Annotated in this window: 14 protein-coding genes; 7 read left to right on the forward strand and 7 right to left on the reverse strand. The window is 67.7% G+C overall.

Features of this window, described 5'->3' with window-relative positions; genetic code table 11:
* Positions 1-9 precede the first annotated feature (9 nt).
* The 4 genes from ACYQ26_RS18640 to carB all read left to right on the forward strand — a co-directional run bounded on the left by ACYQ26_RS18640 (position 10) and on the right by carB (position 5,453).
* A complete protein-coding gene (locus ACYQ26_RS18640; RefSeq protein WP_459810383.1) occupies positions 10-768 on the forward strand; it encodes a class I SAM-dependent methyltransferase in 759 nt (252 codons plus the stop codon).
* Between the two features lie 88 nt (positions 769-856).
* Positions 857-1,396: a DUF5815 family protein gene (locus ACYQ26_RS18645; RefSeq protein ID WP_459810384.1), complete on the forward strand. Its 540-nt coding sequence runs from the start codon at positions 857-859 to the stop codon at positions 1,394-1,396.
* A 250-nt stretch (positions 1,397-1,646) separates the two neighbouring features.
* Positions 1,647-1,847 carry a hypothetical protein gene (locus ACYQ26_RS18650; RefSeq protein ID WP_459810385.1) on the forward strand — a complete coding sequence of 67 codons (201 nt, stop codon included), beginning with the start codon at positions 1,647-1,649 and terminating at the stop codon, positions 1,845-1,847.
* A gap of 414 nt (positions 1,848-2,261) precedes the next feature.
* Positions 2,262-5,453 carry a carbamoyl-phosphate synthase large subunit gene (gene carB / locus ACYQ26_RS18655; RefSeq protein ID WP_459810386.1) on the forward strand — a complete coding sequence of 1,064 codons (3,192 nt, stop codon included), beginning with the start codon at positions 2,262-2,264 and terminating at the stop codon, positions 5,451-5,453.
* 73 nt (positions 5,454-5,526) lie between these two features.
* Here carB and ACYQ26_RS18660 read toward each other — a convergent pair whose 3' ends face one another.
* The 4 genes from ACYQ26_RS18660 to ACYQ26_RS18675 are packed head-to-tail and all read right to left on the reverse strand — an operon-like array spanning position 5,527 to position 8,904.
* Positions 5,527-6,243: a DUF7519 family protein gene (locus ACYQ26_RS18660; RefSeq protein ID WP_459810387.1), complete on the reverse strand. Its 717-nt coding sequence runs from the start codon at positions 6,241-6,243 to the stop codon at positions 5,527-5,529.
* A complete protein-coding gene (locus tag ACYQ26_RS18665) occupies positions 6,240-7,535 on the reverse strand; it encodes a DUF58 domain-containing protein (protein WP_459810388.1) in 1,296 nt (431 codons plus the stop codon). The genes ACYQ26_RS18660 and ACYQ26_RS18665 overlap by 4 nt, the downstream gene beginning before the upstream one ends.
* Positions 7,532-8,125 carry a DUF7269 family protein gene (locus tag ACYQ26_RS18670; protein WP_459810389.1) on the reverse strand — a complete coding sequence of 198 codons (594 nt, stop codon included), beginning with the start codon at positions 8,123-8,125 and terminating at the stop codon, positions 7,532-7,534. The genes ACYQ26_RS18665 and ACYQ26_RS18670 overlap by 4 nt, the downstream gene beginning before the upstream one ends.
* On the reverse strand, positions 8,125-8,904 hold the full coding sequence (locus ACYQ26_RS18675; protein WP_459810390.1) for a DUF4129 domain-containing protein: 780 nt from the start codon (positions 8,902-8,904) through the stop codon (positions 8,125-8,127). Before ACYQ26_RS18675 ends, ACYQ26_RS18670 begins: the two co-directional genes overlap by 1 nt.
* 81 nt (positions 8,905-8,985) lie before the next feature.
* Between ACYQ26_RS18675 and ACYQ26_RS18680 the strand changes: the two genes are divergently transcribed.
* Positions 8,986-9,840, forward strand: coding sequence for a hypothetical protein (locus tag ACYQ26_RS18680; RefSeq protein WP_459810391.1), 855 nt, complete (start codon positions 8,986-8,988; stop codon positions 9,838-9,840).
* Positions 9,841-9,855: 15 nt separating this feature from the next.
* On the opposite strand, the gene mvaD is transcribed toward ACYQ26_RS18680, so the two are convergent.
* Positions 9,856-10,839 carry a phosphomevalonate decarboxylase MvaD gene (gene mvaD / locus ACYQ26_RS18685; protein WP_459810392.1) on the reverse strand — a complete coding sequence of 328 codons (984 nt, stop codon included), beginning with the start codon at positions 10,837-10,839 and terminating at the stop codon, positions 9,856-9,858.
* Between the two features lie 115 nt (positions 10,840-10,954).
* Here mvaD and nth point away from each other — a divergent pair, with 115 nt between their 5' ends.
* The gene (nth, locus tag ACYQ26_RS18690) at positions 10,955-11,638 is read left to right on the forward strand and encodes an endonuclease III (RefSeq protein WP_459810393.1); all 684 of its coding nucleotides are present in this window, start codon (positions 10,955-10,957) and stop codon (positions 11,636-11,638) included.
* Between the two features lie 107 nt (positions 11,639-11,745).
* Positions 11,746-12,009 (forward strand): hypothetical protein, encoded by a 264-nt coding sequence (locus tag ACYQ26_RS18695; protein ID WP_459810394.1) that lies wholly within the window; start codon positions 11,746-11,748, stop codon positions 12,007-12,009.
* Between the two features lie 87 nt (positions 12,010-12,096).
* Here ACYQ26_RS18695 and ACYQ26_RS18700 read toward each other — a convergent pair whose 3' ends face one another.
* Together ACYQ26_RS18700 and ACYQ26_RS18705 are read right to left on the reverse strand one after the other, a co-directional pair.
* On the reverse strand, positions 12,097-12,909 hold the full coding sequence (locus ACYQ26_RS18700) for an NAD(+)/NADH kinase (RefSeq protein WP_459810395.1): 813 nt from the start codon (positions 12,907-12,909) through the stop codon (positions 12,097-12,099).
* 80 nt (positions 12,910-12,989) lie between these two features.
* On the reverse strand, positions 12,990-14,306 hold the full coding sequence (locus tag ACYQ26_RS18705; RefSeq protein ID WP_459810396.1) for a M28 family peptidase: 1,317 nt from the start codon (positions 14,304-14,306) through the stop codon (positions 12,990-12,992).
* Positions 14,307-14,352 lie beyond the last annotated feature (46 nt).

A 14,352-nucleotide genomic window follows, 5' to 3' on the forward strand; every position in this document is an offset into this window, starting at 1 on the left:
ACCGCCACGATGGACGTCCCGAAAACGGTCGCGGCCGCCCTCGAGGACCGACCGGTCGACGGTGCGGTCTGTCTGGAGGCCGGTGCCGGCGTCGGGAATACGACGGCCGGGCTGCTCGCCGACGGCGCGGCCCGCGTCTACGCCGTGACGAACGACCGCGAGCACGCGCGCACGACGGTCGACCGGGTGCTCGAGGAGGCGGGAAATGACGGCGACGGTACCGACCGAGCCGATCGACTCGCCGTCCTCGAGGCCGACCTTCGGCAAATTCCCCTCCCCGCCGATTCGGTCGATCTCGTCACCGCCCACGGACTGTTCAACGTGGTCCCGCCGGCCGACCTCGAGGCCGTCGCCGCCGAACTCACCCGCGTCGCGGCGCCGGGCTGTCACCTCGTAGTCGACGACTACGAACCGCTGCCCGCCGACGCCGCCGTCCGGGAGCTGTTCGCCCTCGAGAACGCGGCCGCGGCGCTGGCCGACGGCCGGCCGGCGCTGACCTTCTACCCCGCGGCGGTGCTGCGCCGGCTGTTCGCCGGCTACGGCTGGGAGTTCGAGCGACGACGGACGCTGCTCGAGCCAGTGCCGTGGACCGAGAACCACCTCGCGGCCCACGTCGACGTCGTCCGCGAGCGGACAGGCCGCCTTCCGGACTCGAGCACGAGCGCGGTCGGCGAGTCCCTCCTCGAGCACGCCGAGCGCCTCGCGGAAACGATCGGCTCGGAGTCGGCCGGCGAGATGTACAGCGTCGCGATGCGGCTACCGTCGTAAACCGACGATCCGCGGCGGTACGTCGTCTCGAGCGGCCGCGAGCCCGCGAGTCGTCGCCCTTATGCCCGCGCCGGCCGAATACCGGACAATGGCAGAGCCCCGCGTCCCGGGTTCCGGCACCGAACGGCGTCTCGAGCTTCCCTGCGGGGAACAGATAGATCCCCACGACGTCGACCTGGGGATGTACGAGTACGCGAGTTGCCCGTGCGACGCCGACCACGCGGTCGTCACCGACGCCCACCCGCCGTCGCGATTTTTCCCCGAATCGCTTGTGGCCGTCCTCCAGGAGACGATCGAGACCGACGACGAGTTCGACCGGTTCGGCACGCCCCACCTCATGGGCGTCGTCCTCGAGGAGTTCCCCGAGAAGGTCGTCACCTACGACGCCAGCGACGACGGCGCCGTCGGCTACGCGATGTTGTGGGTCACCGACTTCGACTCGCGGCGGCTCCACGAGATCGTCGTCGAACTGGTCGTGGAACTCATGGAACACGCGATCAGCCACGCCGACGACGACGCCGCGATCAGCGAGTTTGAATCGCAGATGCTCGAGTTCGACGTGGGCGAGTTCGTCGACCAGTACCGGGCCCAGCGGAACTTCGAGAGCGAGCACGATCGGCCGGTCTAACGCCGCGGCGTAGCCTGCCCCGTGCTCGTCCGATAGCTCTCAGATCGTTGTGATACGAATCGTACTGATACGTCGACTGAGTCTCAGGGGCCCGTCCTGCGAAATCGACCGGTCGGACGACCGTCAGTAACCGATCACACAGCCTGGGGAAGACGATCCGAAACTCGTGTTTTAACGGTCCTCGAACCTGTTATCGGGAGCGTTCGGCTCGAACCGTGTCCGTTATCCGTCGCTGGTGCTGAAAGGAACTGTGACACCCCCCGAATCCCCGCCGGACGCGGAGAACGCGTTACCGGCACCTGACACGGGACAGGAACTGACGAGTCGCGGATACCGAATCACGGTCGACGACGGCCGAGACTCGTTTTACGCGATCTACCTCGGCGAACCGGGCAGCGACACGGCCTGGATCATGTCGGACACCGTGCGGTCGCCGAAAGAGATGCGGTAACGGCTCGAGTCGCCGCTGACCGCGCTCGCTACGGATTTCGAAACGCCGCCGTACGGTCGGCGATCGGTTCGTCGTGGGTTTCTCGCGTCGTCGTTCTCTCGTTCTACTGTACGCGCCACGCAGGCGCGAAAGCGCGACTCGAGCGTGGAGCGTTATCGTTCAACAGGGCCCGATTCCCGGGAAGGACGGTACTCGTGAGCGTTTCGCACGGATCATTTCACCCGATCTATCGCGTCCGGCCGCGGATTTTCCCGAGATCGTCGATCGGCATGGCGAATCGTCGACCGCTGGTCGAAAAATCGAGCCGGCGACGGTCCCGCTCCGCCGTCGGTTCGAAATTCGAAAAGCCGTTTCGAGATTCGTACTGTATCGTGGGGCTTATTACGATGTACGAACTCCGGGAGAACAAGACCAATGAGTACGGACACTACAGACCGTGCAGGGGACGGACGCAAAATCCTCCTGATCGGGAGTGGCCCGATCCAGATCGGGCAGGCCGCCGAATTCGACTACTCGGGCGCGCAGGCCTGCCGGGCGCTCCAGGAGGAGGGCGCGGAGGTCGTCCTCGTCAACTCCAATCCGGCGACGATCATGACGGACCCGGAGATGGCCGACGAGGTGTACATCGAGCCGATCACGACCGACGCCATCGCCGAGATCATCGAGAAGGAGAACCCCGACGGCGTCATCGCCGGCCTCGGCGGCCAGACCGGCCTCAACGTCACCGCCGAACTCGCCGAGGAAGGCGTCCTGGACGAGTACGACGTCGACATCATGGGGACGCCGCTGGACACGATCTACGCGACCGAGGACCGCGATCTGTTCCGCCAGCGCATGGAGAAGATCGGCCAGCCGGTCCCCGGTTCCACGACCATCTCGCTCGAGGAGGGCGAGGAGGTCTCGGAACTGACCGAGGAGGACCTCCGCGAGCGCGTGCAAGCCGCGGTCGACGAGGTCGGCGGCCTCCCGGTCATCGCCCGCACCACCTACACGCTCGGCGGGAGCGGGTCGGGCGTCGTCCACGACTTCGACGAACTCCTCCAGCGCGTCCGCAAGGGGCTGCGCCTCTCCCGTAACAGCGAGGTGCTCATCACCGAGTCCATCGCGGGCTGGGTCGAATACGAGTACGAGGTCATGCGCGACGCCGACGACTCCTGTATCATCATCTGCAACATGGAGAACATCGACCCGATGGGCATCCACACCGGGGAGTCGACGGTCGTCACGCCCTCGCAGATCGTCCCCGACGAGGGCCACCAGGAGATGCGCACCGCCGCGCTCGAGGTCATCCGCGAACTCGGCATTCAGGGCGGTTGTAACATCCAGTTCGCCTGGCGCGACGACGGCACGCCCGGCGGGGAGTACCGCGTCGTCGAGGTCAACCCGCGCGTCTCCCGCTCCTCCGCGCTGGCCTCGAAGGCGACCGGCTACCCGATCGCCCGCGTGACCGCGAAGGTCGCGCTCGGCAAGCGCCTCCACGAGATCGAGAACGAAATTACGGGCGAGACCACGGCCGCCTTCGAGCCCGCGATCGACTACGTCGTCACGAAGGTGCCCCGTTGGCCAAAGGACAAGTTCGACGACGTCGACTTCGAACTGACGACGGCGATGAAGTCGACAGGGGAGGCGATGGCCATCGGCCGCACCTTCGAGGAGTCGCTGCTGAAGGCGCTTCGATCCTCGGAGTACGAACCGGACGTCGACTGGGACGAGGTCTCGGACGAGGAACTCGAGGAACAGTACCTCGAGCGCCCGTCGCCGGACCGCCCGTACGCGATGTTCGAGGCCTTCGAGCGCGGCTACAGCGTCGAGGAGGTCGTCGAACTGACGGGCATCTTCGAGTGGTACACCGAGCGCTACAAGCGCATCGCCGAATCGACCCGCGCCGCACAGGAAGGCGACTTCACCGAGGCCGCGATCGCCGGCCGCACGAACGCCACGATCGCCGCGGCCGCCGGCGCCGACGTCGACACCGTCGAGCAGGAGGTGCCCGGCCGCACCTACAAGCAGGTCGACACCTGCGCCGGCGAGTTCGAAGCCGAGACGCCCTACTACTACTCCTCGCGCAAGAACGAGTTCGAGTCCGGCCCGCTGAAGGGCGACGCCGCCGCGGGCGAACTCGAGGTCGACCGCGACGTCGAGAGCGTGATCGTCGTCGGCGGCGGCCCGATCCGCATCGGACAGGGCGTGGAGTTCGACTACTGTTCGGTCCACGCGGTTCGCGCGCTGCGCGAACTCGGCATCGACGCCCACGTCGTCAACAACAACCCCGAGACGGTCTCGACCGACTACGATACCTCCGACGGGCTGTTCTTCGAGCCCATCACGGCCGAGGAGGTTGCCGACGTCGCCGAGGCCACCGGCGCCGACGGCGTGATGGTCCAGTTCGGCGGCCAGACGTCGGTCAACATCGGCGAACCGCTCGAGGACGAACTCGAGCGCCGCGGGCTCGACTGCGAGATCATGGGCACCTCCGTCGAGGCGATGGACCTGGCGGAGGACCGCGACCGCTTCAACGCCCTGATGGACGAACTCGAGATCTCCCAGCCCGACGGCGGGACGGCCTTCTCGAAGGAGGAGGCGCTGCAACTGGCCCACGACATCGGCTACCCCGTCCTCGTGCGCCCGTCCTACGTGCTGGGCGGCCGCGCGATGGACGTCGTCTACAGCGACGAGGAACTCGAGAGCTACATCGAGGAAGCGGTCCGCGTCTCCCCGGACAAGCCGATCCTCGTGGACGACTTCCTCGAGGACGCGGTCGAACTGGACGTCGACGCCGTCGCGGACGGCCGCGACGTGCTCATCGGCGGCATCATGGAACACGTCGAGAGCGCGGGCGTCCACTCCGGCGACTCCGCCTGCATGATCCCGCCGCGCTCGCTCGACGAGGACACGCTCGCTCGCGTCCGCGAGGTCACCGAGGACATCGCCGAGGGGCTGAAGACGAAGGGACTGCTGAACGTCCAGCTCGCCGTCACGGGCGTCCACGACCCCGACGCAGAGCCCGAGGTGTACGTCCTCGAGGCGAACCCGCGCTCCTCGCGCACCGTGCCCTACGTCTCGAAGGCGACCGGCGTCCCGATCGCCAAGCTCGCCGCGAAGGTCATGGCCGGCGAGACCCTCTCGAGCCTCGACGCCACCGAGCAGATCCCCGAGCACACCTCGATCAAGGAGGTCGTCCTGCCGTTCGACCGCCTGCCGGGTTCGGACCCGCGTCTCGGCCCCGAGATGAAGTCGACCGGCGAAGTGATGGGCACCGCGAGCGACTTCGGGACGGCCTACTGGAAGGCCCAGCAGGCCGCCCACAACGACGTCAGCGGTGGGACCGCGGTCGTCGACTTAGACGTCGACGGTTTCGAGGACCACTTCGAGATCGCCGAGTTCGACGACGTCCCGCAGGCGATCCGCGAGGGCAAGGTCGACTTCGTTGTCAGCCGCGACCGCGACAGCCTCGAGATGGCCGTCGAGGAGGAGATTCCCTATCTCTCGACGGAAGCCAGCGCCGAGGCCTACGTCGAGGCCCTGAATAGCTTCGACGGGGAGCTCGAGGTCGACACCGTCAGCGACCGTCCGAAGCGCGTCGCGAAGTGGGGTAGCGGCGAGTAAGCCAGCACTCCACGCGGACGAATTTTCTCGGTTCTCTCGTGTACCGTTTTTTCGTTACTGGAATGAAGCCTCGTTAGCTGTTCGGCTGGAATCGGGCAAACACGAGCCCAAACGAGACGACGGCGAGGAAGAGCAGTCCGATCCCGAGCGGCGACGCGTTGCCGACCGGAATCGACGCGACGACCAGCGTCACGAGTACCGCGACGCCGCCGACGAGGGCCGTCGTCGTCGCGCCGCCGACCTCGAGCGCCGTCGTCTCGGTGTCGGGGTCGACCTGCGTCCCCAACAGCAAGCTGCGTTCGGCGGTATCCCACGAGACGAGGAGCAACGCGACGGCACAGACGGACCGCCACAGCGGCGGCTCGACGAGCGCCGCATTCGCGACGACGCCACAAACCGCCGACAGCAGTCCCGCCGTCGCGATCCCGCGGAGCCACCGGGCGTACACCGGGAACAGGGCGAAGGCGAGCAAGACGAGGCCGAGGCCGCAGGCCGCTATCGGGACCGATTCAACCGTCGGCGGCGACAGGAGAACTGGACTGATGCACCCGGCGAGAAGTACCGCGAGCCCACAGCCCGTGAGCACTCGCCCGCTGAACCGACCGCCGCGTCGGCGACACAGCGTTCCGGCGACGAACAGCGCGAGCCCGGCTGCGAGAACGAAAAGGGCCGCGATCTGAATCGGTTTCGTTATCCCGGCGAAGCACCCGAGGAGGGCGGCACAAAGCGACGCGAGCGCGCTCGTCGCCGTCGGATACCGATTCGTCGGACTCGGCGGAAACGAGGTCATCGATCCCGCCTCCGTTGGCCCTGAATCGCCGCCTCGAGCGATCGGTCCGGCCGCCAATCGATCACGTCGATTCCGGAGCGGCGAAGCAGGTCGATCCGGTTCGCTCGGCGCACTCGCGCTAGGTCGGTCCCGAGGGACCGGGTGGTCGTCACGTCGGGCGATAGCACCGTCACCGAGCGGCCTGATGACGCGAGTGTTCGGGCGACGTCGACCGGCAGATCGTCTACCAACGGGGTACAGAGTACGACGCTGACGCCGCGGTCGATTCGCTCTCGAAGCGTCCGAATCTGGTCCTCGAACGAACCGTCGGCCGGTCGTCCGTTCGAGTCGGGCGGTTCGACCGGCACGATCTCGCGGTCCTGAAGTGTTCGACGAATCGTCGTGACGTGGCGGGATCCGCCGGCTGGCGGGACCCACGCGGGCTCCCCGCGCATCACCGCGAGGCCGACCGGGATTCCGTGATCGTTGATCGCCTCGAGAACCGCGTGCGCGGCCGCCGTTCCGTAGGCTACCGCATGGGGTTCACCGGCCTCCCGGGCGCGGTAACACGCCGCTCGAGCGTCGAGACAGAGGACGACCGATACCGATCGGTCGTCGCGAAACTGCACGGTCGTCAGGTCGCCGACCCGTGCGAAGCGGTTCCAATCGATCCGGTTCATCGGATCCCCGCGGCGATACTCCCGCACGGCGGCGAACTCGAGTCCGCTCGCGCGTGCGGCGGTAGCGGTCGCACCGGCGCGTCGGCGGACTGCGGGATCGATCGGGAGCGTTTCGAGCGACGGTCGACACGCGAGTTCCGTTTCGGCGTCGAGCGTGGCTTCGATCTCGGTCGTTCCGGCGATGTTCCGGACGAGAACGGACGCGGGTTCGAACCGGTGCACGCCATGTTTCGCGGTAACGGTGTACGAAAACGTCGTTTCCTCTCCGGGACCGAGAATCGCCGTGTGGCGAGCGGAGCCGTCCGCGACGGAGAGCAGGCGGGGAACGCCGTCGACGATTCGGAGGTCGAAAATCGGCCGCGTCCCGGTGTTTCGGACGGCAGTCGTGATCGTGACCGGTTGCCCGTGCAACGGGTTGTCCGCATCGATCGACCGATCGAGCTCGAGCGGGAGCGACGGCGACGGTGACGATGTCGGCGTCGGCGCCGGCGCGAGGTACCCGTACGCCGCGAACACGATCGGCGGAACGGCCAACAGGAGCACCGTCGGTTCCGCGAAGAGAACGCCGACGCCGCAGGCGACGAAGCCGACGGCGAGCGGTAGGTTCCACCGCTTCGTGTGTCGACCTGTCATCGGTCCTCCCCTTTCTCAGTCTCGAGCGTCGACACCGCCGTCGCCGCTCGACGCAGTCGACGCGTGAACCGCAGGCGATCCCACAGTGACTCGAGGCGGGTCCGGGACCGGTCCGGATCGGCATCGGGACGAACGAATTCGGCGGCGACCGAATCGTCGGTCCACGTCCCGGTCACGATCTTCGTTTCGGCGGCCGCCCTATCGCAACCGGTCGTCCGAACGAGTGTTCGAACGGTCGTCTCTCGCATCCGTTCTCGAAGCCGGCGGCGGCGAGCCGGCGGGAGAGTTACTGGCCACCGACGATCGACGATACGCTCGAGATCGTGTCCTGGGGCCGGCGCCGTCGGGACTCGTTCCGGGACGTCCGGTTCGGACGCTGACGGGTCGTCTAGGTCCCACGTTCCCAGGGTACCGAGAAGCATCCCGATCACGAGCACGAGCGTGAAACACGCGACGAGGAGGAGTTCGGCGTCCCACGGCCATCGGATCAGTGCGGCGACCGATGGGTTCGCGACGAGAACGAGTCCGGCGCTCAGCGAACACCCGCCGACCGCGAGCAGCGCCGTTCGGACCGTCGTACCGGCCGCCATCAGTCGGGGTCGGCTTCCGATTCGTCGGCGCTGTTCGGCGTTCGATCCTGTCGTCTCGAGGCGGCCTGCTCGCCGCCGTATCGAACCGCCCGAAACCGCCGCGTAACGATCTCGACGTACGCCGAATCGTAGCCAGCGTCGACGGCGGCCTCGGCCCACTCGCCAGGCGTTCGGGCGCGGGGATGGGATACGTCGAGCTCGCCTGTCAACTCGGCCCAGGCTCGCAACGCGTCGTCGTCCGGCGTTGCAGGCGGCCAGGACACGGAATCCGATTCGTCCGGGTCGCGTTCCGGGCGCCACCGCCGCCACCGGAAGATCGCGGCCGCGCGCCGCAGCGACGCCGCTGCCGCCGAGCGCTCGAGTCGCCGTCTCGTGAACAGGCCCGCAGCGGCGGCGAGAAAGACGACGCCGAGAACGATCACGTCAGGATACATCGCGGCCGCAACCGAAAACACGAGACCGAGCAGCGACCTAGCCGCCCCACCGGGCACACCGAGTTCGATATCGATCCCGAAAAACTCGAGAACAGCGCTGATGAGCAGTAGTATCGCCTCCAATATCGTCGTTCCTGACCCGGTCCCCCCTGCATCGGGTACCTGATACGCCGACGGAACGGCCGTCGCCTCGAGCGCTGCGGCTAGCGCTCCGAGTGCGATGACGGCACACAGCGCGGACGCAATGCCGATACCGATGCGGCGGTCGAAACGCATTCGCTTCGTCCTCCAGTATGTGACAAAAATATAAAAGCTCTGCCCAGCCGCCCGCGGTACGCATCGCAACCGGAGTAGTCGACTGCCGGTCCAACTTTCAACCGTTCGGGTGTCGTAGCCGTCGTAAGCGCACTCGCGCCGCGATTTACGATGACAGAGGACCCAGATCACGACCTGACGGCGGACCTGCCTGATGCGGACGAACAGCGCCTCGAGGAGCTGGCCGATAAAGCGCCGCTCGATCCCGAAACGGCGAAAGACGTCGTCACCGACGTCGACGTCTCCGCGGGGACGCTGTCGCTCGTCGGCGGCGGCCTCCTGCTCGTCTCCGCGCTCCGATCGGCGGGCCGCGGCCAACTGCGGGCGATTCCGAAGGGGCTCGCGGCCGCCGGCCTGCTCGGCTACGGGCTCGGCAAGCGCGACTCGAGCGGCGAGGGCGACGGCTTCGGCGTGCGCTCGAGCAGCGGCCTCGGACTGCGGTCCAGCTCGGACGAACCGTCGACGTTCGAGCCGGAAAGCGTCGAGGGCGTCGAAGGCGGTAGCGAGGGAAAGGAAACCTCCGACGCGGCCGCCGCGGCGTCCGCCCGGCCCGACCTCAGCCAGCAGTCGGAGATCGATGCCGACAGCGGTGAGATCGAGGAGTCGCCGACCATCGACGCGGACGAGGACGGCGGCTCGGAGATCGAATACACCGAGGACCCCGACGGGTCGACGGGCGACCTCGAGGGCGAAGACGACGATCCACGCCGCGAGACCGCGGACGACGACGAGCCCCTCGAGGTCGACGTTTCGGATTCGGCGATGGCCGACGAGGCCTCGGAAGCGGCGGGGCCGACCTCGGAGCAGGCCCAGCCGGCTCAGACCGATACGACCGAGCCGGAGGAGACCCCCGACGAGGACGCGTCGGACATGAAGGTGGAGCCCGACGATGACGACGTCAAGGATACCGAGAACGAAAGCGAGTCCGGGTCCGACTCCGACTCTGACGACGAGGAAGACGAGTGAGTCGTGCCGGGTCCGTTAAAAGAGGTGCTCGTCCTCGTCGAGCAGGCGCGCGGGGCCGCCGACGTCCCAGATGGTCGTCGAGACGCCGCAGTCGGAAATCTCCTCCTCGACGTACTCGGCGTGTTCCTCGGTCGTGTTGACGTAGACGCTGGCGCCGGTGTCGGTCGAGAAGTAGACGGGGATGTCCTCCTCCTCGCGCAGTTCGCGCACGCGGTTGAAGATCGCGATCGTGGCGGGCTGCCAGTAGACCCAGCCCTTCGGGCCGGTCATCGTGGTCGCGGCCAGCGAGAGCGAGTCGTGTTCGGCGAGTTCGAACGCCGCGTCGAAGTCGCCGTTCCGTAAGGCGTCGCGCATCTTCGCGATCTGCTCGTGGATGTGGGCGTTCCGGGCCTGGAACATGTGGCTGTCGGCGGCCTCGTCGTGGGCGTCCTCGGTCTCCTTGTGGTAGGGGACGAGGCCAACGATGATCTTGAGGTCCTCGTGGAGGTCGCTCGGCAGCCGCCGCGAGCGGCAGTCCTCGTCGTTCATCCCCGTGTGGAGCTGCGAGAACGCGCCAGTCACCGCGCGGGCGGCCGACGCGGAGCCGACGCGCGCGATGGTCGAAATCTCCTCTCGCGACGCGTCGAGTTCGGCGGCCTCCGCCAGCGCCATCGCCGCGGCCGCGAAACCTGACGAGGACGAGCCCAGTCCAACGTTCGTCGGGAAGCTGTTCTCGCTCTCGAGGCGCACGGGGTAGACCGTGTGGGCGGCGTCCGACCGCGAGCGGGCCTTCTCGACGACGGCCTCGACGCGCTCGTAAGCGCGACCCTCGAGTTCCTCGCCGTCGACGACGAACGTGTCCTCGTCGTAGTCCATCGAGAACTCGACGGTGGTGCGGGTGTGGCTCGGGGCCGTACAGACGCTGATGCTGTCGTGATAGGGGAGTCGCTTGATGTCGTCGCGCATCCCGTGGTACTTGACCAACCCCTGGATCGGGTGGGCCATCGCGGTCGCTTTCATACCCGGACACGCGTGTGACGGTCGCTTAAAGCTCACGACCTCGTACCGGACGGCGGAGACGGCGCAAGCGCGGCGAATCCGAACGCTGAAACGCCGAGCCCCCCACCACTCGCCTATGGGAACCCCACGCGAGACGAGCGCCGAGCAGGCCGAGGAGGTGATCGAGCGACTCGAGGCGGAGTACCCCGACTCGACGATTTCGCTCCGATACTCGAATCGCTTAGAGTTGCTGATCGCGGTGATCCTCTCGGCCCAGTGTACGGACGAGCGGGTGAACAAGGAAACGAAACAGCTCTTCGAGAAGTACGACGGGCCCGAGGACTACGCCAACGCGCCCGAGGAGGAACTCGCGGAGGACCTGAACTCGATCACCTACTACAACAGCAAGGCGGGCTACATCAAGAGCTCCTGCGAGACGATCCTCGAGGAGCACGACGGCGAGGTGCCGGACACGATGGACGAGCTAACGGAGCTGTCGGGCGTCGGCCGGAAGACGGCCAACGTGGTCCTCCAGCACGGCCACGACGTCGTCGAGGGGATCGTCGTCGACACGCACGTCCAGCGACTCTCGCGTCGGCTCGGGCTGACCGAGGAGGAGCGACCCGAGGCGATCGAACAGGACCTGATGGAGATCGTCCCCGAAGGCTACTGGCAGCAGTTCACCCACCTCTGTATCGACCACGGGCGGGCGACCTGTACGGCCCGCAACCCCGACTGTTCGGACTGCGTGCTCGCCGATATCTGCCCCTCCGAGAAGGGCGACAGCGAGATCGACCTCGCGTCGGGCGAGCCGTGGTAAGCGCCGCGTAGTCGCGTAGACCGTCCGCAGAGGGAGACGTCGACACGCCGACCCTCGCAAGCCCAACGTCTTTTCAGCGACCGGCGGTACACCCGATCGAGATCACTATGTCCGACAACGATCGGGACGAACGCGAGAACACCGGCAAGGACGAGCACGGACGGGACGTCCAACTCGAGAAGGAGCGAACCGACCCCGAGGAGGCCCGCGACGAGGAGGAGCTCACCGAGGAGGAACGAGAGGCCCGCGAGCGAGCCGACGAGGAGGAACGCAAGCAGGACATCGAGGGCAAATCCGTCGAGCGGGAAGCCGACGCCCTCGAGAACGCGAATCCGGACCACCACCGGGACGAGGAGCCGTACAACAGCTGATCGCCGTCCGGCCTCGCACCGTCCCGCCGGAAAATCGCCCACTTTTCGACATCCTAACGCGTAACGGGTTTCGCTCGAGTCCGACCGTTAGCCGTCTGCGAGGAACTCGTCCGGAACGACCAGCGTCGACAGCGTCTCCTCGACTGAGACCGCGACGTCAGTGCCGACCGAGATCGTATCGATCGCCCGCTCGTCGGCCACGACCGTGACGTCGCTCTCGTCGCGCTCGACCGCGAGCCGGATCTCGTCGTCGGGGAGCACCCACCGCTGGGTCCGCGTGACGAACGGCGCGATCGGACTGACGGCGACGGCGTCGACGGCCGCCGAGAGCTGCGGTCCGTCGACGGCGCTGGCGTAGCCGTGGCTCCCGGCCGGCGTCGCGACGACGACGCCGTCCGCGCGGAAGGTCGCGACGCGGTCGCCCCGACACTGGACCCTGTACTCGGAGATCGTCGCCGGTTCCGCCGTGACGAGAGTGACGTCGAACAGGGCTCGCTCGCGAGTCACCGCCGCGTCCCCGCCATCCGGTTCGATGCCGACCGTAAGCACCGCCCGTTCGCGTTCGGCGGCCTCGCCCTCGAGCGCGGCCGCCAGCGCGTCCGGCAGCCGTTCCGGAACGACTGATTCGATGCCGGAGACGTTACCAACCGGGAGAACGGGCACATCGGTTCGGGCTCGAGCCACCGCCGAGAGGGCGCGTTCGCCGGCCGCGACCAGTAACGTCGGCTCAGCCGCGAGGACGGTCTCGAGGTCGCCGCGCTCGATCTCGGCGGCGACGCCGCGGGAGTCGAGGAGCGCTTCGAGGTCTCGGGGGAGAGCGTCGGCGCCCTCGGAGTCGCGTTCGACGACGCCGACGACGGCCCCGGTCCCGTCACCTCCACTCCGCCCGGCGGAATCCATGCCCGGCAGTTAACGCGGCCGATTCAAAAGCGTACGGTTGTGTCGGCGCCGGGTCGGTGCGATCGGCCGGTCGTCAGTCGTCAGCCGTCGTACGGCCAGTCGCCGGTGATCCGCATCCCTTCCGCGAGGTTCTGGTCCTCCAACTCCTCGGCGATCGCCGCGGGATCGCGGTGTTCGACGGTTCGATCCGCGCCTGCGAGGTCGACGACGAGTTCGGTCAGCAAGATTGCCTGCTCGCGCAGCGTCCGCGGCTCGAGCTTCTCGAGCGTGTCGGCGAAGGTGTGGCCCCAGCCGCGTCCGACCTCGTCGGACGTCGATTTGACGTGGTAGCCGGGGACGCCCCACCGGACGAACGGCCAGTGATCGCTGTGGGGACCGAGCTTCGGCACCGTCGCGATCGGATGGTCGTAGCGGTCCGCGACCGCCTCGGCCGCGTCCTCGAGGCCGTCGAACCCGTGGGTTACCAGCGACAGCGTGCGCCCGCGGACGACGCCGTCGTTGTTGACCACGGCTTTGATCGAGTCGAGATCGGTTGCCGCGGCGTAGCGCGAGGAGCCGGTCAGTCCCACCTCCTCGGCGCCGAAGGCGACGAACTCGACGCGGGTCTCGAGTTCGTCCTCCCGGTTCGCGAGGGCGTTCGCGATCTCGACGACCGTCGCGGTGCCGGCGCCGTTATCGAGGGCGCCCTCGGCGATGTCGTGGGCGTCGACGTGGCTCGTCACGAGCACGCGATCGTCGGTGTCAGGGCCGAGTTCCGCGTGGACGTTCTGGCTCTCCGCCTCGTTGATGGCAGCGTCGACAGCGAGTTCGATCTCCTCGCCATCGAAGCGTCGGGCGAGTCGCGCTCCGGCCTCGCTCGAGACGCCGACGGCCGGCACCTCGCCGATTGGATTCTCGTCAGTGCCGACGCTGCCCGTCGGCGGGAGACAGCCCTCGACGTGGTTGCGGTAAACGAAGCCGACCGCGCCCCCCTCGACGGCGTGGTAGTACTTCTCTCGGCGGTGGATATACCGCTCGTAGTAGTCGGGGATGTCGCTGCGGACCATGACGATCCGGCCCTCGAGATCGCGCTCCGCGAAGTCCTCGGGGAGCCCGTAGCCGAGGTCGACCAGCGGCGCGGAGACGCGGTCGGCCGGGCTGCGCGGGAGCGCGATGCAGTTCCCGCGGACGTCGTCGCCGTCCGCGCGGATCGCGCTCGAGCCGCGCGTCCAGCCCTGGATTGCGAAGGGCTCGAGGCGGGCGTTTCGAGCACCGGCCTCGGCGAGGGCGTCGCGGGTCAGTTCGGCAGCCCGCCGTTCGCCGTCGCTGCCGGCCATCCGGTTGCCGACGTCGACCAGGTCCTCGAGGTGGTCCCAACCGACGTCGCTCGTGAAGACGTCGCCGATCCAGTCGGTCATGCCGATAGCGTGGACCGGCGGGCGGGTAACTGTACCGTTCGCGGTC

It is taken from the genome of Halopiger thermotolerans (assembly GCF_054654555.1).

Excerpts from the sequence above, each read along its gene's own strand:
- ACYQ26_RS18640 (WP_459810383.1), top strand. The coding sequence starts at position 10 with ATGGACGTCCCGAAAACGGTCGCGGCCGCCCTCGAGGACCGACCGGTC.
- ACYQ26_RS18645 (WP_459810384.1), top strand. The coding sequence starts at position 857 with ATGGCAGAGCCCCGCGTCCCGGGTTCCGGCACCGAACGGCGTCTCGAG.
- carB (WP_459810386.1), top strand. The coding sequence starts at position 2,262 with ATGAGTACGGACACTACAGACCGTGCAGGGGACGGACGCAAAATCCTC.
- ACYQ26_RS18660 (WP_459810387.1), bottom strand. The coding sequence starts at position 6,243 with ATGACCTCGTTTCCGCCGAGTCCGACGAATCGGTATCCGACGGCGACG.
- ACYQ26_RS18665 (WP_459810388.1), bottom strand. The coding sequence starts at position 7,535 with ATGACAGGTCGACACACGAAGCGGTGGAACCTACCGCTCGCCGTCGGC.
- ACYQ26_RS18670 (WP_459810389.1), bottom strand. The coding sequence starts at position 8,125 with ATGGCGGCCGGTACGACGGTCCGAACGGCGCTGCTCGCGGTCGGCGGG.
- ACYQ26_RS18680 (WP_459810391.1), top strand. The coding sequence starts at position 8,986 with ATGACAGAGGACCCAGATCACGACCTGACGGCGGACCTGCCTGATGCG.
- mvaD (WP_459810392.1), bottom strand. The coding sequence starts at position 10,839 with ATGAAAGCGACCGCGATGGCCCACCCGATCCAGGGGTTGGTCAAGTAC.
- nth (WP_459810393.1), top strand. The coding sequence starts at position 10,955 with ATGGGAACCCCACGCGAGACGAGCGCCGAGCAGGCCGAGGAGGTGATC.
- ACYQ26_RS18695 (WP_459810394.1), top strand. The coding sequence starts at position 11,746 with ATGTCCGACAACGATCGGGACGAACGCGAGAACACCGGCAAGGACGAG.
- ACYQ26_RS18700 (WP_459810395.1), bottom strand. The coding sequence starts at position 12,909 with ATGGATTCCGCCGGGCGGAGTGGAGGTGACGGGACCGGGGCCGTCGTC.
- ACYQ26_RS18705 (WP_459810396.1), bottom strand. The coding sequence starts at position 14,306 with ATGACCGACTGGATCGGCGACGTCTTCACGAGCGACGTCGGTTGGGAC.